We start from the raw sequence: 22498 nt of genomic DNA, 5'->3' as shown, positions 1-22498 counted from the left end.
CCAGGGTTGCACGCATCGAGAGGAGCGCGGGTTGGGTAGTTGAGTTAGTGCTACACGCCGGCCTGCGACACCAACAACAATAATTCCCGGAGATATTCATCGTTATGAAATCACAATCCCTCACCGGCACCCGTCTGGGTGCTTGGGCGGGCGCGGCACTGTTGACCCTGTGCGCCGCCCTCCCCACTCACGCGGTTGAACGCAATCTGCCCGGCGCAGCGCCCCAGCTGTCAGAGGTCGAGACCGATCGCATCATCATCAAGTACAAGGCCAGCGCGGGCATTGCCAGCTCGGCCGCCATGTCGCAAAACGCGGTCGACGCGCTGTCACGTCGCTCGGGTGCATCGATGCGACACATGCGTCGACTGGCCACGGGCGCCCAGCTCATGAAGATGGGCAAGCGCCGCAAAGGGGCAGACCTGGCTGCCGTCATCCAGCGCCTGCAACAGGATCCCAACATCGAATATGTCGAGGCCGATGTGCTGCTGCAGCCAATGGCGACGCCCAACGATCCGAGCTACAACCAGCAGTGGCACTACTTTGAAGCCACCGCGGGTATCAATCTGCCCACCGCCTGGGACACCACTCAGGGCGAAGGGGTGGTCGTCGCCGTCATCGATACCGGCTACCGCAACCATGTGGACCTGGCCGATAACCTGCTACCCGGTTACGACATGATCTCGGACACCACCGTGGCGCAGGATGGCAATGGCCGCGACAGCGACGCCACCGATCCGGGCGACTGGTCCCCGGCCGGCGCCTGTGGGCCGGGTGAACCCGCACGCAACAGCAGCTGGCACGGTACCCATGTGGCCGGCACGGTCGCCGCGGTGTCCAACAACAATACCGGTGTTGCCGGTGTCGCCTATAAAGCCAAGATCGTACCGATCCGTGTGCTGGGTCGCTGTGGTGGATACACGTCGGATATTGCCGACGGCATCATCTGGGGAGCCGGCGGTTCCGTCAGCGGCGTCCCCGCCAATGCCAATCCTGCCCAGGTACTCAACCTGAGCCTGGGTGGCGGTGGCAGCTGCTCCAGCACCACGCAAAACGCGATCAATACGGCGCGCAGCCTGGGAGCGACCGTGGTCGTCGCGGCGGGTAACTCGAACGCCAATGCGGGCAACTACACCCCGGCAAGCTGCTCTGGTGTGATCTCGGTGGCTTCCGTGGATCGCAGTGGAGGCCGCGCCTGGTATTCCAACTACGGTTCCGTCGTGGATGTTGCCGCACCTGGTGGCGACACTTCCGTGAACAGCAACGGGGTTTTGTCGACGCTGAACAGCGGTAGCCAGGGCCCGGGCTCTGACAACTATGCGTTCTACCAGGGCACCAGTATGGCCGCGCCACATGTCGCCGGTGCGGCGGCACTGCTCTATGCCATCGACAGCAACATCACCCCCACCGAAGTGGAATCTGCACTGGTGAATACCGCGCGCAGCTTCCCGGCCGGGTGTAGCCAGTGTGGCTCAGGCATCATCGATGCGGCAGCAGCGGTGGCGGAAGTGAACGGCGGTGGTGGCGGCAATCCACCCCCGGCGGATGGTGTTCTGGAAAATGGAGTGGCAGAGACAGGGCTCTCCGGCAGCACCGGAAGTGAGCAGTTCTTTACCCTCGAAGTGCCCGCTGGCGCGAGCGACCTGAGCTTTGCCATGACCGGCGGCACTGGTGATGCAGACCTGTACGTTCGCTTTGGCAGTGCACCGACTACCAGTACCTATGACTGTCGCCCCTACCTGAACGGCAACAACGAAACCTGCTCCATCAGCAATGTGCAGGCGGGCACCTACCACGTAATGGTGCGTGCCTACAGCACCTTCTCCGGGGTTTCCCTGACCGGCAGCTATAGCGAGTCCGGTAGTGGCGGCGGCGGTGGCCCCACCAGCTTTACCGAAACCAACCTGTCCGGTAATTCTGGCAGCTGGCAGCACTTCACCCTGACAGTGAATGAGGGCATGTCCACCTTGCAGGCGGTGATGTCCGGCGGCAGCGGTGATGGCGACATGTATGTGCGCTTCGGCAGCGAGCCGACCACCAGTGCCTATGACTGCCGTCCGTATCGCTGGGGTAACGCCGAGACCTGCAATATCAGCAACCCGCAGGCGGGCCAGTGGTACATCAGTATTCGCGGCTACAGCAGCTATTCCGGCGTCACGCTGGAAGCCAATGCATCGCCCTGATGTCGCTCTGTTGATATCGCTTTTTTGATGTCGCTTGATGGGCTGGCACCAGGTTGCCAGCCCTTTTTTATGGTCGGCCAGCCCTGACCGGGTAATTTACAGCGCGAAATTGCCGCTGCTGCATGCATTGGGCTGGAACTCGGTCTGTGCCCAATCCACCCGCTCAACCTCCTCGGCCAGCGTGCTGTTGGAGATCCGCCACAGTGAGGCATGAGGGCCTGCATGGCGGAAGAAATCAGAGATATTCTCCGCACTCAGCAACTTGTCCTCATGGGAAACGATATGCCAGATTGGCTTGGTCGCCCCCAGGTCGAGATACTCACAGTCTCCTCGCTGAATCGTGCCGGCAATATCATCGATGTAGCTGCTGCCCCACTTTTCGATATAGGTTTGGGGCATATGGGCATCGACAAATTCGTCGATGATATCGATGCGCATGCCATGATCCCGCGGGTTTCCCCATGACGTCGCTGCCAACAAAAATGTATCCGGCACCAGCGTGCCAAGCTGGTCGAGGCGATCCCGGTGCGCCTGCAACAACGACTCCAGTGTGGTCGTCGCGCCATCGAACTCCGCTTCAATGTCCAGAACAAAGCCGGCATAACCAACCCGTACCGCAGCCTCGAGCATATCCGCCTGCGCCTCATAGGAATGCGCGTCGTTATAGGTCCACGCCCAGGGCTCGATACCGTTGTCGCGGTAATGCTGCAGATTGGCCGGCTCGCAGGCATCCTGCCATTCCCCGCACTGCACCTCGCCACCGGTGAACGTGATCTGGTTACTGTCCCAGCGATAATTGATATCGCTGATTTTGATGAACACCCGTTTGACACCGAGGTTCGCCAGATACGTTGCCATGCTGGCATGGTCGTTGTGGACCAGGCCCGCCTCGTCAATATAGAAAATCCATGCACCGAAGCGGTTTTCACCCACTTCAATAGGGGCAGGACTTGTGCCAGCGCCGCCGCTCCCGGTATCGCCAGCATCGGATTCCGGAGGTTGCTGAGGCGCATCGCCTGAGCTGCCACCGCCGCCACAGGCCACCAGGCCCGCAACCAATAGACTCGCGAATACAATGACCAATAGACCGTGGAGGGTGAGTTTTTTCGTGCGCATAAGGATCCCCGTATGTTTGGCGGGATACTAAGGCGGTGGCGGTGGGCGCCACAGTCACTAGGTATCGCCGGCAGCGATTTGCCGCGGACCGCGCCAACCACCCGCCACCTTCCGGTCAAAACCTAACGAATTCCAAAATCCGGCCGGCTGGGACATTTCTGGCGGGCGCCGGCTATGGCAAAGTGACGCTCATAGAAAGATCAATAATGATGATGAGGTCGATGTGAGCCTGGTAACCCTCGCGATCCCGTTTTTTCTTCTCTCCATCCTCGTCGAGCTGGCACTGGACCGCTGGCGTGGCTGGGGCGTCTACCGCCTGAATGACGCCATTGGCAGTCTCAGTGCGGGCGTGCTGAGCCGGATCATTGGCCTGCTGCGCACCGGCCTGCTGCTGGTGATTTACATTCCCCTGCACGAGAAACTGCAGCCCTTCTATGACCAGATGGGCTTTGCCTGGTCCATGGACAATCTCTGGCACCTGTTCCTGGCTCTGGTGGCCTACGACTTCTGCTACTACTGGAAGCACCGGTATATGCACGAGCTCAATATCTTCTGGGCAGATCATGTCGTGCATCACCAGAGTGAGGACTACAACCTCACCACAGCCCTGCGCCAGGCCACCGGTGGGCTGCCCCTGGGCTGGATCTTCTACATGCCGATGTTGCTGATCGGGGTGCCGGCAGAAATGCTGGTGACCGTCGGCGCGGTCGACCTGATCTACCAGTTCTGGGTGCATACGCAGAAAGTCCCCAAGGTACGCTGGACCGAGTGGATCTTTGTTACCCCTTCGAACCACCGCGTGCACCATGCGCAAAACAAGGTGTATGTGGATCGCAATTACGGCGGGATGTTTATCATCTGGGATCGCCTGTTTGGCAGTTATCAAGAAGAGCTCGAGAACGAACCGTGCATTTATGGCGTGCGCAAACCCCTCAACAGCTTTGATCCCGTCGCCGCCAACCTGCAGCACTACAAACGCATGGTGCTGGACGCCTGGTACACGCGCAGCTGGTGGGACAAGTTGACATTGTGGTTCCGCCGCACCGGCTATCGCCCCGCCGATGCGGAGGCAGCGATGCCGGTTCCGTCTACCGAACTGGAAGGTTTCCAGCCCTTTGATCCACAGATCCCACGGACCCACAAAGCCTATGCGCTGGTACAGCACCTCTGTTACCTGGTGGCGACCGTAGCGCTGTTGTGGACAAACCAGTCGCTCGAGTTCGGGCTGCTGGCTGGCCTGGTTGGGCTGCTTACCCTCGGCATGGTGGCCAATGGCCGCATTCTCGATGGCCATCCGCTGGCGAGCCGTGTTGAGCTCGGGCGACTGGCGGCCACTCTGGTGGTGATCCCGTTCCTGCCGGAGATGGTTGGAATGGTGCTGCTGACCTACATCGTTATTTCGGCGATCACCTGGTGGTGGTTGGCTTTTCGTAACAAAGCCGTTACAGTCGTTGCCGTTAGCGATTAGCAACAGAGAGCCGTTCGACGGCGGGCGCAGGTAGTTTGGGGCGCGCGGCTAGGCTCTCACTGGGCGGTTCCGGTCGGGTCCGGCGGTGCAAGGCAGTAACGCATCGTTGGAGCTCCCAACAGTATCCCCCAATCCCGGCCGGGATTTTGCCCAGTTCTACCTCGATTCCCGCTGTAATGTTTTCTCACCCTGCCTTGCGCGGCGCCCGCAGGTATAATGCCGTTTTTGTCCCCGGCTACAGGAACCGTTGTGCAAACAGGAACCCTCTATACCGTTTCAGCCCCCTCCGGCGCAGGCAAAACCAGCCTGGTCAAAGCCCTGGTAGAAGGCGATCCACAGATTACTGTGTCGGTCTCCCATACCACCCGGGATATGCGCCCTGGCGAGACTGACGGGGTCAATTATCATTTCATCGACAAAGCGCGCTTCGTCGCCATGCTGGAAGAGAACGCCTTCCTCGAACACGCGCAGGTATTCGACAACTTCTACGGCACCTCGCGGCAATGGGTGGAGGACACCCTGCGCAGTGGTCGTGATGTCATCCTCGAAATCGACTGGCAGGGCGCTGAGCAGGTGCGACGCCTGCTGCCCGAAACCAAGGGCATTTTCATTCTGCCGCCATCACGGGAGGCCCTGCGCGAGCGCCTGACCGGCCGCGGACAGGATGATCAGGAGGTCATCGACCGCCGCATGGCGCAGGCTATCGATGAAATGTCGCATTACGTCGCCGCCGACTTCCTGATCATCAACGACGATTTTGATACGGCCCTGGCTGAGCTCCGCGCGATTCTGCTGGGCCAGCGCCAGCGGCTGGAACGACAGCAAGAGGAACACGCCGACCTGTTGCAGGCGCTGCTGCGTCAGGATTGATCCCGAACCATACTGAAAGCGGGCATTAACCCGCTCCCGCGGCGCGCGTCACGACTGGTTGATTTACGTACACCTCTCACTGAGGTAAAATCGCCGGTTCTGTGGCTCACAAGCCGTCAACCGAATTCGCCCACCGTGGGCACAGCAATGGATACGAGAGTTTATGGCACGCATTACTGTTGAAGATTGCCTCGAGCACGTCGACAACCGCTTTGAACTGGTGATTGTGGGCAGCAAGCGCGCTCGCCAGATCGCTACCGGCGGCCGGGATCCCATGGTCGCTGAAGAAAACGACAAGCCCACTGTCATCGCCCTGCGTGAAATCGAAGAAGGCCTGGTCGACGCCAGCATTCTCGACGAGCCGGAAGAAGATCCGCAGGAAATGAGCCCGGTCGCAGCGCCGGCGTACCTGTCCGAACAGGACCTGCAACCCTGATTCCCGGCGCAGTTAGCGCACGATACTGAGGCGGGTGCGGTTTTGCATACCATCGATAGTCTGGCCCACCGCCTCTCTTCCTACCTGCCACCCGAGCAGATCCAGACCGTCCGTCGTGCCTATTTCTATGCGGAACAGGCCCACGAAGGTCAGCAGCGCCGATCCGGCGAACCTTACGTAACCCATCCCCTCGCTGTCGCGACCATCCTGGCTGGCATGCACATGGATCATGAGAGCCTGGCCGCGGCCATGCTGCATGACGTGATCGAGGATACCGGGATTCCCAAGGCGGCCCTGTCCGAACAGTTCGGTGGCGAGGTCGCCGATCTGGTGGATGGCGTCTCCAAACTGACCCAGTTCGAGACCGACAGCCCGGCAGAGAAGCAGGCCGAGAACTTCCAGAAGATGGCGCTGGCCATGGCCCGCGATCTGCGCGTCATCCTGGTGAAACTGGCCGACCGGCTACACAACATGCGTACACTGGGCGCACTGAAGCCCCAGAAACGCGCGCGCATCGCCCGCGAAACCCTCGAAATCTATGCCCCCATTGCCCATCGCCTGGGCATGAATGACGTGCGTATCGAGTTCGAGGACCGCTCTTTCTTTGCCATCCATCCGCTGCGCGCCAGTCGCCTGCGCGCTGCACTGGTTGCCGCGCGCGGCAACCGCAAGGAATTGCTGGAGAAGATCCAGAATGCCATCGAGGTGCGCCTGCAGCGCGAGGATATCGATGCGCTGGTGATTGGCCGCGAGAAGCACCTGTACAGCATCTACCAGAAGATGCGCGCGAAGAAGAAGTCGTTCAAGGAAATCATGGACGTCTACGCCTTCCGCATCATCGTCGACAGTGTGGACAACTGCTACCGCGTACTCGGGGTTATCCACAACCTGTACAAGCCGGTGATCAGCGAGTTCAAGGACTATATCGCCATTCCCAAATCCAATGGCTACCAGTCCCTCCACACCGTCCTGCTGGGGATGCATGGTGTGCCCATCGAGGTACAGATCCGCACCAAGGAAATGGACGAAATGGCCAATAGCGGCATCGCTGCCCACTGGCTGTACAAGGCGTCCGGGGATGAGGTACTCAATACCGGCGGCACCAGCCAGGTGCGGGCAAGACGCTGGGTGCAGGGCCTGCTGGAGATGCAGCAGCGTGCCGGCGACTCCCTAGAATTTATCGAGAACGTGAAGATCGACCTGTTCCCGGACGAGGTGTACGTGTTCACCCCCAAGGGGCAGATCGTCGACCTGCCGGCGGGCGCCACTGCGGTGGACTTCGCCTACTCGGTGCATACCGACATCGGCAACTCCTGTGTAGCGGTGCGTATCAACCAGCGCCTGGCCCCGCTTTCACAACCGCTGGAGAGCGGCCAGAAAGTCGAGATCCTCACGCGCAAGAGCGCCCAGCCGAACCCCAACTGGCTCAATTTTGTCGTCACCGCCAAAGCCCGCAGTGCCATTCGCCACTTCCTCAAGCACCAGCGCCACCACGACTCGATCAGCCTCGGCCGTCGCCTGCTCGACAAGGCGCTGCTCAAGTTCAACACGCGTCTCGACGACCTGAGCGAAGAACAACTGTCCCGCGGCCTGAACGAGGCCAAGTGCGCGACGCTGGATAACCTGCTGGAAGAGATCGGCCTCGGCAACAAGGTGGCGTTTTCTGTGGCAAAACTCCTCGCGCCGACTGGCAGCGACGAGGGCGAGGCGAGCAATATCTCCTCACCGCTGAACATCGACGCCCAGGAGGGCATGATGATCAGTTTTGCCCGCTGCTGCCGCCCGATTCCCGGCGACACCATCATCGGCCACATCAGCTCTGGCAAGGGGGTGGTGGTCCACCGGGATGCCTGCCGCAATACCATCGAGTTTCGCGAGCACCCGGAAAATATCATGCTGGTGAACTGGTCCCCGGACGTCACCGGTGAGTTCCTCGCGGATGTGCGCGTCGAGGTGGAGAGTGAGCGCGGCATTATTGCGCGGCTCGCCACCCGAATTACCGAAGACGGCGCCAGTATCGAACAGATCAACGTGGACGAGAAAGATGCACACAACAGTGTGATCTCGCTGACCCTCGAGGTGACCAATCGCGTGCACCTGGCCCGGGTCATGAAGCGGCTGCGTAACCTGCCTGCGGTGATCCGTATCGCCCGCCCCGGCTGATTGTGCAATACCTGTCTGCTTTCGCCGTATTTGCCCGCAAAAGCCGTGCTTTCTGTATCGACGCGGGGACAAGCCTTCCAAATTTTCCATCAAGCGCGCTATAGTCTCCCGCTTTCTTTTTTCGAAAGCACTGGAGCATCCCATGCCGAATCGAGCGGTAATAAAAACCGATAAGGCACCCGCAGCTATTGGCAGCTATTCCCAGGCGGTGAAAGTGAACAGCACCGTCTACCTGTCTGGACAGATCCCGCTGGACCCGCAAACCATGGAGCTGGTTCCCGGGGACTTTGCCGCACAGGCACGCCAGGTGTTCTCCAACCTGCGCGCCGTTTGCGAGGCCGCGGATGGCAGCTTGAACCATCTCGTCAAACTGAACCTGTACCTCACCGATCTCAGCAACTTTGCCACCGTTAACAGTGTGATGGCGGAGTTTTTCGACGAGCCCTATCCGGCACGTGCAGCGGTGGGCGTCAAGGAACTGCCGAAAGGCGCGCTGTTTGAAGCGGAAGGGGTGATGGTCGTCTGATCCACGACAGTGCCGCGCAAGCGGCACTGAATAATGGCATCGGCCCGTTCACTCGTGCGAATACCGGCAAAGGGCGCGGGAAAATTGCGGGACTGGCGGGCCGGGTGCATCAGCCCTGGCCGTCAGGAGAGCGCTGTCACTCGAGTTCGAGCAGGGCGGTGTAGCCGCTGCGATAATCCGGGTACTCCAGTTGGTAACCCGTCTCCAGCATGCGCTGATTACTGAGTTTCTTCGAGCGCCGCTGGCTCGTCTCCACTTTCTCGCGCAAGTGCGCCGAGGTATATCCCATCGCCCGCGCGAGCCAGTGCTGGACTTCATGCATGGGTACCGGCTTGGAATCCGTAGCGATATACAGCGGATCCGGAGACCAGTCGTCTCTCTGTTTTTTCATCAGGTGTAACAGGAAACCGATGCAATCGTCCACGTGGATACGATTGCTGTACTGCGGTGGTGTGGAGGACGCACAGTAACCGGCCCGCACCTGGGACAGCAGTCGGTCGCGACCCGGTCCATAAATGCCCGCGAACCTCACAACACAGGTATTGGAGACGGCATTGCTGATGATTTCTTCCGCCGCCAGCAGGATGTCTCCCTGAAACCCGGAAGGCACGGGCGCGGTGCGCTCATCGAGAAACTGATCACCGCCCTGGCCGTAGACGCGCGTCGACGACACCCAGATCACCAGCCGCGGCGGTTTATCCAGATGGGTAAGGGCATCCGCCAGCGCCGTGGCGGTATCGACATAGGCACGGTGATAACCATTGGGTGTGTACTCGTCGGGTGTCAGGGTGGCGATCACCACATCGGCCCCTTCCGAGAACAATTGCTGCAGGTCTTCGCTGCGCGTGGCATCGCCGCGACGCCATTTCACGGCATCGGCACGCCGCTTGGTAGCCAGCGCTACCAGCGGGTTGCGTCGTACGCCAAACACCTCGTACGACTGCCGGTCCAACCTCAGCGCGAGACGCGCGCCAAGATCGCCGCAACCGATTATCCACAGCTTTTCTTTCACGATTTCCCAACCCGTGCAACAGGATCAACCCGCCGCACACAGCACCCAAGAATAGATTTGCAGTATGGTTGTAGATTCCAGCTTTATCCGTGTTCACGACGCCGAAGACACACCTGGCCGTGAGAGAAGAAATCGCCCGCAGGCGCGATAAGGCTAACCACAGCCTTTATTTTGACAGCACCACGTGGTCACGCAATGCGCTGGATCACTTTAGCGTTAATTAGGCGTCGTTTTTGTGATGGGCTACCAACAATGGGGGGTTTGGTCACACTAATTGGTACGGTCGAGCAAGGTACGACCGTACCGAATACGTGCAAAGCCTCTTCGACTCAACCGCCGCGTCCGCGCAACTGACGGAAGATCAGCAGGAAGATGATGGCACCGATGGTCGCGGTCACGATATCGCCCAGGCCAAATCCCGTCACCGGGCCGCCGATGCCCACCAGTGAGCCGAGCCAGCCACCAATAAAGGCGCCGACGATACCGATCACCATAGTCACAATCCAGCCACCCGGATCCGGCCCGGGCATAATCCACTTAGCCAGTGCGCCGGCGATCAGGCCGAGGATAATCCACGAAAATATGCCCATAGCGGTTCTCCAGTTCGTGCTTCCCTAAACATATAGCAAATTTTTCCGCCATGACGCGGATGCCCATCCGGTCGACCATGTTTTTTGCGAACAATTTGGGCCCAACTGGTCACATTCGCCCTTTGCATCCTCCGGGGCATACATGAATAATATTTATCACATGTGGCTTTCTGATTGCTGAAATCATGACCCTCAACGAACTGCGCTATATCGTCACCCTCGCCCAGGAACAGCATTTTGGCCGCGCGGCCGAGCGCTGCTTTGTGAGCCAGCCAACCCTGTCCATCGCTGTGAAAAAGCTTGAGAAAGAGCTCGGTGTATCCCTGTTCGAGCGCTCCAAGACGCGGGTTCAGGCGACTCCGCTGGGGGAGCGCATCGTCGCCCAGGCACATCTGGTACTGGAACAGTCCGCCGCCATTCGCGATATCGCCAGCGCCGGCAAGGACCAGCTCGCCAGCCCGCTGTCGGTGGGCGCGATCTTCACGATCGGGCCCTACCTGTTTCCGCACTTTATTCCACAGCTGCAGCAACTTGCACCGGATATGCCTCTGTATGTGGAAGAGGGCTATACCTCGACCCTGCGCCAGCGGCTGCGCAAGGGAGAGCTGGATGCCATCATTATCGCCCTGCCATTTACCGAGCCGGACGTTGTCACCCAGCCGCTCTACGATGAACCCTTTGTGGTACTGATGCCCGCGGACCATCCGCTCGCCGAACAACAAACCATCGAGCAGGATCAGCTGGTCCGCGAGAATATCCTGCTCCTGGGCGAAGGCCATTGCTTCCGCGACCAGGTACTGGAGGCCTGCCCCCAGCTACAGCACTCCATCGAACAGGAAGTCGGGCGCGGCAGTATTCGCACGGCCGCCGACGGCAGCTCGCTCGAAACCCTGCGCCACATGGTGGCTTCCGGCCTCGGTATCACTGTACTGCCGCTGTCCGCCGCCACCGCTTCACAGTATGCGAGTGGTGTGCTGGTAACCCGGCCATTCTCCTCGCCCGCACCACAGCGCACCGTGGCCCTGGCCTGGCGTGCAAGTTTTCCACGGCATCGCGCGATCGATATCCTGCGCGACGCCATTAACCAGTGCCAGCTTGTGCCATCGTGAGCAACCTCGCGGAACAACCGGTCACCAAATTGCGCGGCGTAGGGGAAAAGTTCGCGCAGGTACTGGCCAAACTGCATATTTCGACCCTCGGCGACCTGCTGTTTCACTTGCCCCTGCGCTACCAGGACCGCACCCGCGTGACGCCCATCGCCGCGCTGCTGCCGGGTGTGGACGCCGTCATTGAAGGCGAAGTGCGCGTGGCCGACGTCGCCTTTGGACGCCGCCGCAGCCTGGCGGTGCGCCTGCAAGATGGCAGCGGCACCATCACGCTGCGCTTTTTCCACTTTTCCGCAGCGCAGAAAGCGCGGTTTGCGCCGGGCACACGCGTGCGCTGCTACGGAGAGGCACGCCGCGGCAGCGCCGGGCTCGAGCTGTACCATCCCGAGACAGAACTGGTAGAGACGAGCACCTCGCCCCTGCCCAGTACACTGACGCCTGTGTATCCGCTGACCGATGGCGTCAGCCAGGGCCGCATGCGCGGACTGGTGGCGCAGGCCCTCGACCATCTTGCCACCGCACAGATCACCGAGCTCGTACCCGAGGAATTGCTGCCCGGGGCCATGCACTACCCATTGAAGGCCGCGCTCGATTACCTGCATACCCCGCCGGCAGAAGCGGACCTGGCAACGCTGAGTGCCGGCATACACCCGGCGCAACAGCGTCTCGCGGTCGAAGAGCTGCTGGCCCACCACCTGAGCCTGCTGGCCCTGCGACGTCAGGGCGGCGCCCACTCGGCACCGGTGCTGGCCACCAACAAAGCGCTGGAACAGGCCTTTTTCTCTCGACTGCCGTTTACCCTGACCGGTGCGCAACAGCGCGTCTGCGCGGAGATCGCGGCCGACCTGGGCCGCCCGCAGCCGATGATGCGCCTGCTGCAGGGCGACGTCGGCGCGGGCAAAACCCTGGTCGCCGCCATCGCCGCGCTCAAGGCCATCGGCAGTGGCGCACAGGTCGCCGTCATGGCACCGACCGAAATCCTCGCCGAGCAACACCGGCGTAACTTCGAGCAGTGGCTGGACCCCCTGAATATCGGTGTCGCCATGCTCACCGGGAGCCAGCGCACCGCCGAACGCCGCAGCCAGCTCGAAGCCATTGCGGGCGGCAGTGCCCAGGTCATCGTCGGTACCCACGCGCTGTTTCAGGCCGAAGTGCAATTCCACAACCTCGCCCTGGTCATCATCGACGAACAGCATCGCTTCGGTGTGCGCCAGCGTCTCGCCCTGCGCAATAAGGGCAGTGCGGCCGGCGAGAGTGTCGAGGTGCACCCTCACCAATTGATCATGACGGCAACGCCAATTCCGAGAACACTTGCAATGTCGGTTTTCGCGGATTTAGACTGCTCAGTCATAGACGAGTTACCACCGGGCCGGCAGCCGATCAGTACCGTCGCCATCGCCAACGATCGACGTGACCAGGTGATTGATCGGGTTCACGAATCAGTGCGCGCTGGACGCCAGGCTTACTGGGTCTGCACCCTGATCGAGGAGTCCGAGACGCTGTCCGCACAAGCGGCCGAATCGACCGCTTCGGAGCTGGCGGAAACCCTGGCAGGGGTCCGTATCGGCCTGGTGCATGGGCGCCTGAAACCCGAGCAGAAAGAACGGGTCATGACGGCGTTCAAGGCGGGCGAACTGGACCTGTTGGTGGCTACCACGGTAATCGAGGTCGGTGTGGATGTACCCAATGCCAGCCTGATGATTATCGAGAACCCGGAGCGGCTGGGTCTCGCCCAGCTGCACCAGCTGCGCGGTCGTGTCGGACGCGGCAGCGTGGCCAGTCATTGCGTACTGCTGTACGGCACGCCGCTGTCAAAAAACGGCAAGGCGCGGCTGCAGGCGCTGCGACAACACAGTGATGGCTTCGCCATTGCGGAAGAGGACCTGCGTTTACGCGGGCCCGGCGAGATTCTTGGCACGCGCCAGACCGGAGATGTGCAATACCGCATCGCCGACCTTCAGCGAGATGCCGAGCTGCTGCCACTGGTGCAGCGGATCGCTGCGTCACCACAGCTCTCTCCGGAGACGCGGGAGGCGCTGGTCGAGCGCTGGCTGCAGGAAAAGCCGCGCTTCGCCGAAGCCTAGCCGCTTCTGTCAGCCGCTCCACTTTGGGGGCAACCGGACAGGGGCGGCATGGACATAACAATACAACGATAAGAGCAAAAGGACTGTGAGCTTGAAAATCAGCATCTGCCCCCGTTTGTTGTTCGCACCATTGATGGTGCTCTCTCTCGCGACCAGCGCCCAGGATTCCTCTGGCTGGCTCGGCATGGGATCCGATGACGCCCCCGTTCGCCTGACGCTGGCCCCGCTCAATATTTCCGTTGATGCGCCGGGAACCAACAATGCGGACTTGATGCTGGCCCTGTCCCAGGGCATCGATCTGGCAGAGTTGAAACGCGCGAGCAATGAACAGTTTGCCTCAAGGTTGCGTCAGGCGATGCGCGCACAACTGAGCGAATTTTTCGACGACGAGGATGTGCAGATTACGGCAGAGAGCCCGCTGACCCTGCATTTCGTATTGGATCTGGATGTGGCACAACAGATCCAGCGCGTGAAGGAGAGCGGTGACTTCGAAATTGAAACCGGTGAAATGAAAGCGACCGGTAATCTGCGCTACTGGTTCAGCGTACCCGGCCTCGATCCCATGGCCGCGCCACACGAGTTGCCGCTGGAAAATTTGCGTGTGAAAGCGCGCTACCGCAACAAGACGTCGCTGACCGGTGGCGACAGTGAGAACGGTGCTAAAGAAGCCATCGGCGAGATACTGGAAAAACTCGCCGAACGTATCGTCGACCGCATCGACAACGATATCGAGGAGGATGCGCTGCGCGATCTACTGCGCGGCTAATCTACCTCTAAGCTGACTCAGATACTGGCGGTCGGTCATTATGCCGACCGCGCAGATCACCGCTACCATGCGGCCAGTAGCGCTACCCCAATCCCTGCACTCCACCCGCCATGCTGGCAGCGTCCCCTCACCGCGCAAAGCTGGCAACAGTTCACGAATTTTGTTATCAACGTCAATAGTGACAAAACTATCGGGCATTGAGCCTGACAGAACTAAAAATACAAATTTCGTCACGTAGAACAAAAATAATTTACGTACGCGGAGAAAGTGATGATGAGGCGATTTTGCGGCCGTGCGCTGCTATGCGCTTTTCTCGGGGCGGGTTCTGCTGTGTTGGCAACCCAGGCAATGGCACAGGAAGGTTTTCTCGGGTTCGGCGGTGATAGCGGCCAGAACCCCACCGTGTCGATCGACCGCACCGATATCCAACTCGATATCCCCATGCCCGTGATCGCCGACCTCGAGGCCGCCCTGACAGCGGCGAATGGCGATATCAATTTTCTCGTCAATCTCAAACAGGACGCGATCGACAAGCACCAGCAACACCTCGAGTCTGAACTGGAGCGCAAACTCGCTGAATTCTTTTCAGATGAAGACGTCGCGCTCGTTGGCCGCGAAGGCATGTTGTTGCTGCACAGTGAATTTAATCTGGAGGCGACCAAGGGCATTGGTGACCTGAAAGGCGAAGCTGGTTTCGATCGCGAGCGCGGCACGGTGACACTGTCCGGCAACTATTTTTTCCATCTGCGCGATGCCAGCAGCAAAGTCCTGCACGCCGGCGAAGTGGATATCGACAAGCTGAGGATCCGCGAAAATTACGAAGTGCGCACACCGGTGCCGGGCAGTGGCGTCGAGCCGCTGGACACGACCGAAGAGGCCATCAACCGCGCGCTCTCCAAACTGATCGCGCGCATCGTCGACGAGACCGAAGATGATCTCGAGGCGGACAACCTGCGGGATCTGGTCGAAGGATAATTCACTCTTTGCCGCACAAAAAAAGCCCCGCACTGGCGGGGCTTTTTTGATTGCAGAGGCCGCATCACTTAGCCGGCACAGACTCCCCAGCCGGTTCAGACTCACCGACGGACCCTTCCGCTACCACGCCATTGAAATTGTTATCGTAGAAAATCTCTTCCGACAGCGCGCCTTCGCTCTTGGCCACCACAGAGCTCACAACCGCATCACCAGTGATATTCACCGCGGTGCGCACCATGTCGAGCAGACGGTCAACACCCATCACGATAGCAATGCCCTCCAGCGGCAGACCCACCTGCTGCAACACCATCGCCAGCATGATCAAACCCACACCCGGCACACCGGCGGTGCCGATAGAGGCGAGGGTGGCAGTGAGGACCACCGTCAGGTAACCGGCGACACCGATCTCAATACCATACAGCTGGGCGATAAACGCGGTCGCCACGCCCTGCATGATGGCGGTACCGTCCATATTGATGGTGGCACCCAGCGGTACGGTAAACGCGGCAACCTTGTTATCCACACCCAGGCGCTTCTCGACGGAAGCCAGGGTGACCGGAATCGTGGCCGCGGAAGAGGCGGTGCTGAACGCAAACACCATCGCCGGACGCATCTTCTTGAGCAGCTGCAGGGGGTTCAGGCCCGACAGCAGCTTGAGCAACAGCGGGTAGACGCCCAGTGCGTGCAACAGCAGGGCACCGAGCACCACCATGAAGTAGGCCAGCAACGACATGATCGCATCGAGACCCAGCTGCGAGATGCTCTTGGCCAGCAGGGCAAAAACCCCATACGGCGCAAACACCATGAGCACGCCCACCATTTTCAGAATGACTTCATTGAGGTCATTGAAGAAGGCAGCAACCCGTCGGCCGGGCTCACCGGCGCGGGCAATGGCGTAACCCATCAGCAGGGCAAACACGATGATCTGCAGCATGTTGCCCTTGGCCATCGCGTCAATGGGGTTGGTGGGGAAGATATTCACCAGCACTTCCGACAGCGGCGGTGAGGGTTTCGGGTCGAACGTCGCGGTGCCGGCCACCACGGCCTCTTCGACTCCGGCGCCGGGCTGGAACAGGGTCGCGAGAAACAGGGCCAGGCTGATGGCGACCGCGGTCGTCAGCAGATACAGGCCGACGGTCTTGCCCGCGAGGACGCCCACTCGACTGCCCTCGGACAGCGCACAGGCACCGCACACCAGGGAAACCAGCACCAGGGGCACCACCATCAGCTTCAATGAAGCGATAAAAATGCGGCCGACGATATCGAACAGACCGTTAATCAGGTAGTGGTCAATAAACTGGGTGGCCGCCGCCCCCAGTGCGCCGCTGGAGCCCAGCAGGTTAAACACGATGCCGACCAGTAGTCCGGCCCCCATCGCAATCAGGATTTTGGTAGTGAGACCCATAGTGATTATTTCTCTCTGATAAGGCCCTGTGAGGATCGAGCAAACGGTCACTATATCGGGCACCGGCGCCGCGGGCAAAAAACCGGCACTGCCGATACGCAGCCGGTGATCGGCCAACGCCGGTTTTCCCGGCGGGCCGAATCGGTACAATGGGGGCCTTTGTCCTGTTCGCGGAGTGCGCGTTGTACCAGTCTCCTTTTCTGCCCGAAGGCCAGTGGCTGCAGTCCTCGCTCGAGTCGTTGCAGCACACTCTGCCGGCGGATCTCCAGCCCTGGCTACTGCACCCGGGATCCCTGACCGCAGCGCTCAAACACCAGAGCGGTGGCCAATTTCATGTGCAGGTGCTCAATCAGCGCTGGCAACAGCCCGGCCTGGAAGAACGCCGCGCGCTCGGGCTGCGGGACCGGCAACTGGCACTGGTACGCGAAGTCTTGCTGTTTGGCCGGGGCAAGCCCTGGGTCTATGCCCGCAGTGTGCTGCCGCAGCGCTGCCTGCAGGGCAAGTCGCGCTACCTGCGCAGTCTCGACAGCCGCCCTCTCGGCGAATTGCTGTTCAGCGAACCCGGTATTCGCCGTGGGCCGATCACCCTCAACCAGTTGCGACGAAACCGCGACTGTTCTCTCGAGGTGCTGGGCGATGAACAGGAGCGCGCCTGGGGGCGCCGTTCGATTTTCTGGCTGCGGGACAAACCGCTGCTGGTCGCGGAGACATTCCTGACCGCGTTCCGACCGAGTGGGCCGCCGCTTTCTACACAGACCAACGCTGCCGATGCCGGCACTAAAGACGAGGATCTCTGTCAGTGATCACCGCACGAATTGCCCAACGCTGGCCGGCGCTCATGCCCTACTGGCGACTGATGCGTATGGACAAGCCCATTGGCACACTGTTGCTGCTGTGGCCGACCTGGTGGGCGCTATGGCTCGCGGCGGACGGCTGGCCGGGCTGGCACCTGTTCGCGGTCTTTACCCTGGGCGTCATCCTGATGCGTGCGGCCGGCTGCGCCATTAACGATTATGCGGATCGCCATATCGATGGCAGTGTGGAGCGGACCGCGACGCGGCCTCTGGCCACCGGCGCGATCAAGCCGCGCGATGCGCTGCTGCTGTTTGCGGGGCTGTGCCTGCTGGCGTTCCTGCTGGTACTGACGACCAACACCCTCACCATCCAACTGTCGCTGGTCGCGGTGGTACTGGCATTCTGCTATCCGTTTGCCAAACGCTTCACCCATATGCCCCAGGTCGTGCTGGGCGCCGCTTTCAGCATGGGCATTCCGATGGCCTTTGCCGCAGTGAATGACAGCGTGCCACCGGAAGCCTGGCTGCTATACACCGCCAATTTGCTGTGGACCGTCGCCTACGACACTTTTTACGCCATGGTGGACCGGGACGACGATCTGCGCATCGGCGTGAAGTCCACGGCCATCCTGTTTGGCGAACTGGACCGGGCCATGACCGCCTCACTGCAGGGCATGGTCATTTTCGCGCTGATGCTGGTCGGCCAGCGCTTTGAACTGGGCTGGCCCTTCACTATTGGGCTCGGTGTCGCCGCCGGTTTGTTTCTTTATCAGCAATGGCTGATCCGCGACCGGGCGCGCGATGACTGTTTCAGGGCCTTTTTGAACAACAACTGGGTAGGTCTTGCGGTATTTGCGGGAATTCTGTTCTCAACACTCGCTGACAAGTGAGTACTATGGGGACTCTCCCCCGGCTGTCATATATTTGTCATTGTATTGCCGTTAAATGGGCAGCGTCCGTTGGACAGGTAAGGTATGACAGGAACGATGCACAGCAAGACTATTCTGATCGTCGACGATGAAGCCCCCGTGCGCGACATGCTGCGGGTGGCGCTGGAAATGGCGGATTACCGCTGTCTCGAGGCGGAAAACGCACAGACAGCCCACGCTCTCATTATCGATGAGAAACCGGATCTGATCCTGCTCGACTGGATGCTGCCGGATGTTTCCGGTGTCGAGCTCGCGCGACGCCTGAAGCGCGACGAACTCACCTCCAGCCTGCCCATCATCATGCTCACCGCCAAGGGTGAAGAAGACCACAAGATCAAGGGACTCGAGACCGGTGCGGATGATTACATCACCAAACCGTTCTCCCCCCGGGAACTCGTTGCCCGGCTCAAAGCCGTACTGCGCCGCGCTGGCCCCAATGCGCCAGAAGAACCATTGCGTGCCGGCAAGCTGGTTTTGGACCCCCTGAGCCACCGCGTTTCCATCGACGGCCAGGCCGTCGAGATGGGCCCCACCGAATTCCGACTGCTCACGTTCTTCCTGTCTCACCAGGAGCGTGCCTATACCCGTGCCCAGCTGCTGGACCACGTCTGGGGAGGCAACGTGTATGTCGAGGAGCGCACCGTCGACGTACATATCCGTCGCCTGCGCAAGGCGCTCAGTCTGGAAGGCCACGACCGCTATATCCAGACCGTGCGCGGCACCGGCTACCGCTTTTCTGTGCAAACTCCGGAAAAAGTGTGACAATCCGCACAGGTTCGGCCCCGCGCCGATAGCCGGGGCACACGACCCTTTGCTCGCAATTGCCCCCGCCTGAACAGACCATTGGAGGCGTCGCTGCGATGGCAGTCTTCGCCCCGATTCCACGGTAATGGGACCGCCTTTTCCAGGCGGCTCAAACTGGAACGCCAACGACCATGCTGGAACGCAGTATTGGCGAGTTCTCTCGCCTGATTGTGATCGCCCTCGGCTGCACTATCTTTGGCTTTGCCACAGGCTACTGGCATCTCAGCCTGAGCCTGGGCCTGGGCATCTACCTGATCTGGATCCTCACCCAACAGAGCCGCTTCAACCGCTGGCTGGCAAATGGCCGCCGTGGCCCGGCGCCCACCGCATTCGGTATTTGGGGCGAAATTTCCGACGATTTCTACCGCATGCAGCGCCGCCACCGCCGCGAAAAGCAGAAACTGCATGCCATGCTGCGCCGGGTGCAGGACAGCACCAGCGCGTTACGTGAAGGTATTGTGGCCCTGGAGGGTGACGGCAACCTGGCGTGGTGGAACCCCACGGCGGGGGAACTGCTCAACCTGCAATCCGGTGACGCTGGCCAGCCACTGGTCAACTTCGTCCGCGATCCGGTGTTCGTGCACCATATGCACCAGACCGACAGTAACTCCGGGCCGATCACCATGACGGCCCCAGGCGATGAAACCCGCATACTTCAGGTCGAAGTCACCCACTACGGTCAGGACGAGGCATTAGTGGTCGTGCGCGATATCACCCGCCTGCATAACCTCGAACAGATGCGTCGCGACTTCGTTGCCAACGTGTCTCACGAATTACGCACGCCGCTCACCGTAATTGCCGGTTATCTTGAAACGCTCGAAGCGAGCGGCATGGCACCACAGGCGTGGCAACGGCCACTCACCCAGATGAGTGAGCAGACCGCCCGCATGACCACGCTGGTTAACGACCTGTTGTTGCTCGCGCGCCTGGAAACCTCCGAGCGCCACCGCGGCCGCGACAAGATTTCCGTGTCTGAACTGATGGAGCGGGTGGCCCAGGAAGCCCGCGATTTCAGCGGCGATCGCCACGATATCTCTGTGGAATGCGACAAGGACGCCGTGTTGACCGGCGATGCCACGGAGCTGCACAGTGCCTTTGCCAACCTGGTTCAGAACGCGGTGAAGTACAGCCCGGATGGCGGGCCGATCAAACTGCGCTGGTGGGAAGACAGTCGCGGCGGCCACTACGCGGTGACCGACAATGGGCTCGGTATCGACCCGATGCACATCCCCCGCCTGACCGAACGCTTTTACCGTGTGGATGCGGGCCGCTCACGGGAGAGTGGCGGCACCGGTTTGGGACTGGCCATCGTCAAGCATGTCCTGCTGCGTCACAGCGCAGACATGACCGTCAATAGTTCGCCCGGGCGGGGCAGTACTTTCACACTGCACTTCCCGCCGCAAAAGCTCTCTTCTACGGCGACCGCCTGATCGTTCATGCTCAGGGGTGGTGTCAGCCCTTGAGCTCTTCCAGGGTAATCTCCTTACCCCCCGCGGTGATGGTCACGCGCTCGCCCTCTGCGACCGGAGTACTCTCGCGCTGCAACACCAGATGATGCAGCTGCTGTTCCGCATCACGCAGCAGGGCGTGCTCGCGGCCCTCGTCGTCGACCGGCAGCTGGCGCGCACCGGTCAGCGCGTCACGCAGGGTGCGCAGCGCACCAATATCCCGGTAGCGATCCAGGTCGTTGGACAGACGCTTTTTCATGCGTTCGCTTTCGTGTAGCGCGGCTGCCACTTCACGGTATTTCGCTAAAAAGAACACCGCTGCCAGCGCAAAGCCGGCAATCACCATATTTTCAAACCAACCCGGCATAGTAATTCCCCCTCAATTCCAGGCTTTCCAGATTCAGCGGCTGCCCTGCGGCCACCGCCAAACCAACAAATGGTTATTTGCGGGCATCTCGTGCAGCTCGGCACGCCGCAGACCCACTTCTGTTGCCAGCTCATCGAGCCACTCCAGGTCGCGAACGCCGCTGCGCGGGTCCCGCTCGCGCAGCCAGACATCGAAGTCCGCATTGCCCGAACCGACAAACTGCCCATCCATCTTCACCGGCCCATAGGCAATAAACTGGCCACCGCCCTGAAGCAGCGCGGCCACTCGCTCAAACAGCGCCCGCACCGCCACCTCTGAGACGATATGCAGGGTATTCGCCGTGAATACCGTGTCCGCGTGCAGGTCTGCCGGCCAGGGCAGCGTGACATCCAGCTCGATTGGCTGGGGCAGATTGGGGGCCGGCTCGGCGGCGAGCCACTGGCGGATATCCTTCAGGCGCGCGGCCACATCCGAGGTTTGCCAGACGAGCTGCGGGAAATGCGGCGCGAAATAAACGGCGTGCTGCCCGGTACCACTGCCGATTTCCAGCAGCTGCCGGCTGTTGCCCAGCAGGCGCTGCAGGTGCGCGAGGATCGGTTCCCGATTGCGTGCGCAAGCGGGGGCATCCGGCAGTTCCTGTTCGGCAGATCCGTGCATGGAGGACGACCGCGCCTTACTCACACCGGCTCATCGCGGGTAAAGACCCAGTCGTTGTCTTTCGACAACTCGGGATTGAATGCGTAGCCTGCCACATCGAACTGCTTGAGCTCTTCCGCCTTCTTCACCCGCTGGTCGATGGCCCAGCGGCTCATCATGCCGCGTGCTTTCTTGGCAAAAAAGCTGATCATCTTGTACTGGCCGTTCTTCAGGTCCTTGAAGTGGGGCGTGATGATCTCCGCCTCCAGTTGCTTCGGCTTGACCGCTTTGAAGTACTCGTTGGAGGCCAGGTTTACCAACTCCCGGCTTTTCACCGTCGCAAGCTGGGTATTGAGACCGTCCGTCAGTTTTTCGCCCCAGAATTCATACAGGTTCTTGCCGCGGGCATTGGCAAACCTGGTGCCCATTTCGAGGCGGTACGGCTGCATCAGGTCCAGTGGACGCAGCAATCCATACAGGCCGGAGAGCATACGCAAGTGTTTCTGGGCATAGGCAAAGTCACGCTTGCCCATGGTCTCCGCCTCCAACCCGGTGTACACATCGCCCTTGAAGGCGAGCAGGGCGGGGCGTGCATTGGTGGGCTTGAACGGCCGCTTCCAGGACTGGAAACGGTCGTAATTCAGGACGCCCAGTTTGTCCGACACCTTCATCAGTGCGGAGATATCCTGCGGGCTCAGGGCGCGCAGCTCCTTGATCAGGGCCGCGGAATCATCCAGATAATCCGGCTGGGTGGTGTCCAGTGAGGGAATGTCACTCTCGTAGTCCAGCGTTTTTGCCGGAGAGATCACGATCAACATAGGGC

At 60.6% G+C, this 22498-nt stretch carries 21 protein-coding genes; 14 read left to right on the top strand and 7 right to left on the bottom strand.

The window, feature by feature from the left end; translation table 11 throughout:
* Positions 1-104 precede the first annotated feature (104 nt).
* Positions 105-2180 (top strand): S8 family peptidase, encoded by a 2076-nt coding sequence (locus ACXAD0_RS03070; protein WP_475086876.1) that lies wholly within the window; start codon positions 105-107, stop codon positions 2178-2180.
* Between the two features lie 96 nt (positions 2181-2276).
* On the opposite strand, the gene ACXAD0_RS03065 is transcribed toward ACXAD0_RS03070, so the two are convergent.
* The gene (locus tag ACXAD0_RS03065; protein ID WP_475086875.1) at positions 2277-3296 is read right to left on the bottom strand and encodes a hypothetical protein; all 1020 of its coding nucleotides are present in this window, start codon (positions 3294-3296) and stop codon (positions 2277-2279) included.
* 223 nt (positions 3297-3519) lie between these two features.
* On the opposite strand from ACXAD0_RS03065, the gene ACXAD0_RS03060 reads away from it, so the two are divergent.
* From ACXAD0_RS03060 to ACXAD0_RS03040, 5 genes are all read left to right on the top strand, one after another.
* On the top strand, positions 3520-4764 hold the full coding sequence (locus ACXAD0_RS03060) for a sterol desaturase family protein (RefSeq protein ID WP_475086874.1): 1245 nt from the start codon (positions 3520-3522) through the stop codon (positions 4762-4764).
* 249 nt (positions 4765-5013) lie between these two features.
* Positions 5014-5634 (top strand): guanylate kinase, encoded by a 621-nt coding sequence (gmk, locus tag ACXAD0_RS03055; RefSeq protein WP_475086873.1) that lies wholly within the window; start codon positions 5014-5016, stop codon positions 5632-5634.
* 163 nt (positions 5635-5797) lie between these two features.
* Entirely contained in the window at positions 5798-6070 is a 273-nt protein-coding gene (rpoZ, locus tag ACXAD0_RS03050) for a DNA-directed RNA polymerase subunit omega (RefSeq protein ID WP_475086872.1), read from the top strand.
* 42 nt (positions 6071-6112) lie between these two features.
* Positions 6113-8233 carry a bifunctional GTP diphosphokinase/guanosine-3',5'-bis pyrophosphate 3'-pyrophosphohydrolase gene (spoT, locus tag ACXAD0_RS03045; RefSeq protein ID WP_475086871.1) on the top strand — a complete coding sequence of 707 codons (2121 nt, stop codon included), beginning with the start codon at positions 6113-6115 and terminating at the stop codon, positions 8231-8233.
* Positions 8234-8375: 142 nt separating this feature from the next.
* Positions 8376-8759 (top strand): RidA family protein, encoded by a 384-nt coding sequence (locus tag ACXAD0_RS03040; RefSeq protein ID WP_475086870.1) that lies wholly within the window; start codon positions 8376-8378, stop codon positions 8757-8759.
* Between the two features lie 136 nt (positions 8760-8895).
* Here the strand turns inward: ACXAD0_RS03040 and ACXAD0_RS03035 are convergent, their stop codons facing one another.
* Positions 8896-9771, bottom strand: a complete 876-nt coding sequence (locus tag ACXAD0_RS03035) for an NAD-dependent epimerase/dehydratase family protein (protein ID WP_475086869.1) — start codon at positions 9769-9771, stop codon at positions 8896-8898.
* Positions 9772-10100: 329 nt separating this feature from the next.
* Complete coding sequence (locus tag ACXAD0_RS03030) at positions 10101-10361, bottom strand: GlsB/YeaQ/YmgE family stress response membrane protein (protein WP_475086868.1); 261 nt, start codon at positions 10359-10361, stop codon at positions 10101-10103.
* 185 nt (positions 10362-10546) lie between these two features.
* On the opposite strand from ACXAD0_RS03030, the gene ACXAD0_RS03025 reads away from it, so the two are divergent.
* The 4 genes from ACXAD0_RS03025 (at position 10547) to ACXAD0_RS03010 (ending at position 15292) form a co-directional block, all read left to right on the top strand.
* A complete protein-coding gene (locus tag ACXAD0_RS03025; RefSeq protein ID WP_475086867.1) occupies positions 10547-11470 on the top strand; it encodes a hydrogen peroxide-inducible genes activator in 924 nt (307 codons plus the stop codon).
* Positions 11467-13551, top strand: a complete 2085-nt coding sequence (gene recG, locus ACXAD0_RS03020; protein ID WP_475086866.1) for an ATP-dependent DNA helicase RecG — start codon at positions 11467-11469, stop codon at positions 13549-13551. Before ACXAD0_RS03025 ends, recG begins: the two co-directional genes overlap by 4 nt.
* Before the next feature lie 91 nt (positions 13552-13642).
* A complete protein-coding gene (locus ACXAD0_RS03015; RefSeq protein ID WP_475086864.1) occupies positions 13643-14317 on the top strand; it encodes a hypothetical protein in 675 nt (224 codons plus the stop codon).
* A gap of 270 nt (positions 14318-14587) precedes the next feature.
* Positions 14588-15292 (top strand): hypothetical protein, encoded by a 705-nt coding sequence (locus tag ACXAD0_RS03010; RefSeq protein WP_475086863.1) that lies wholly within the window; start codon positions 14588-14590, stop codon positions 15290-15292.
* 64 nt (positions 15293-15356) lie between these two features.
* Here ACXAD0_RS03010 and ACXAD0_RS03005 read toward each other — a convergent pair whose 3' ends face one another.
* On the bottom strand, positions 15357-16697 hold the full coding sequence (locus ACXAD0_RS03005; protein WP_475086862.1) for a dicarboxylate/amino acid:cation symporter: 1341 nt from the start codon (positions 16695-16697) through the stop codon (positions 15357-15359).
* A gap of 182 nt (positions 16698-16879) precedes the next feature.
* Here ACXAD0_RS03005 and ACXAD0_RS03000 point away from each other — a divergent pair, with 182 nt between their 5' ends.
* The 4 genes from ACXAD0_RS03000 to phoR all read left to right on the top strand — a co-directional run bounded on the left by ACXAD0_RS03000 (position 16880) and on the right by phoR (position 20654).
* Positions 16880-17500: a chorismate--pyruvate lyase family protein gene (locus tag ACXAD0_RS03000; protein WP_475086861.1), complete on the top strand. Its 621-nt coding sequence runs from the start codon at positions 16880-16882 to the stop codon at positions 17498-17500.
* 35 nt (positions 17501-17535) lie between these two features.
* Positions 17536-18381 (top strand): 4-hydroxybenzoate octaprenyltransferase, encoded by an 846-nt coding sequence (gene ubiA, locus ACXAD0_RS02995; protein ID WP_475090297.1) that lies wholly within the window; start codon positions 17536-17538, stop codon positions 18379-18381.
* A 96-nt stretch (positions 18382-18477) separates the two neighbouring features.
* On the top strand, positions 18478-19182 hold the full coding sequence (gene phoB, locus ACXAD0_RS02990) for a phosphate regulon transcriptional regulator PhoB (RefSeq protein WP_475086860.1): 705 nt from the start codon (positions 18478-18480) through the stop codon (positions 19180-19182).
* A 173-nt stretch (positions 19183-19355) separates the two neighbouring features.
* Entirely contained in the window at positions 19356-20654 is a 1299-nt protein-coding gene (gene phoR / locus ACXAD0_RS02985; protein WP_475086859.1) for a phosphate regulon sensor histidine kinase PhoR, read from the top strand.
* 22 nt (positions 20655-20676) lie between these two features.
* Here the strand turns inward: phoR and ACXAD0_RS02980 are convergent, their stop codons facing one another.
* Genes ACXAD0_RS02980 through yaaA form a run of 3 tightly spaced genes read right to left on the bottom strand, consistent with a single transcriptional unit; the run spans position 20677 to position 22493 of the window.
* The gene (locus ACXAD0_RS02980; protein ID WP_475086858.1) at positions 20677-21039 is read right to left on the bottom strand and encodes a hypothetical protein; all 363 of its coding nucleotides are present in this window, start codon (positions 21037-21039) and stop codon (positions 20677-20679) included.
* A 33-nt stretch (positions 21040-21072) separates the two neighbouring features.
* Positions 21073-21720: a DUF938 domain-containing protein gene (locus ACXAD0_RS02975; RefSeq protein ID WP_475086857.1), complete on the bottom strand. Its 648-nt coding sequence runs from the start codon at positions 21718-21720 to the stop codon at positions 21073-21075.
* Entirely contained in the window at positions 21717-22493 is a 777-nt protein-coding gene (gene yaaA, locus ACXAD0_RS02970; protein ID WP_475086856.1) for a peroxide stress protein YaaA, read from the bottom strand. The genes ACXAD0_RS02975 and yaaA overlap by 4 nt, the downstream gene beginning before the upstream one ends.
* Positions 22494-22498: the final 5 nt, after the last annotated feature.

The organism is Microbulbifer sp. ABF4_148 (genome assembly GCF_056158985.1).
This window is presented reverse-complemented; position numbering and strand designations above follow the sequence as displayed.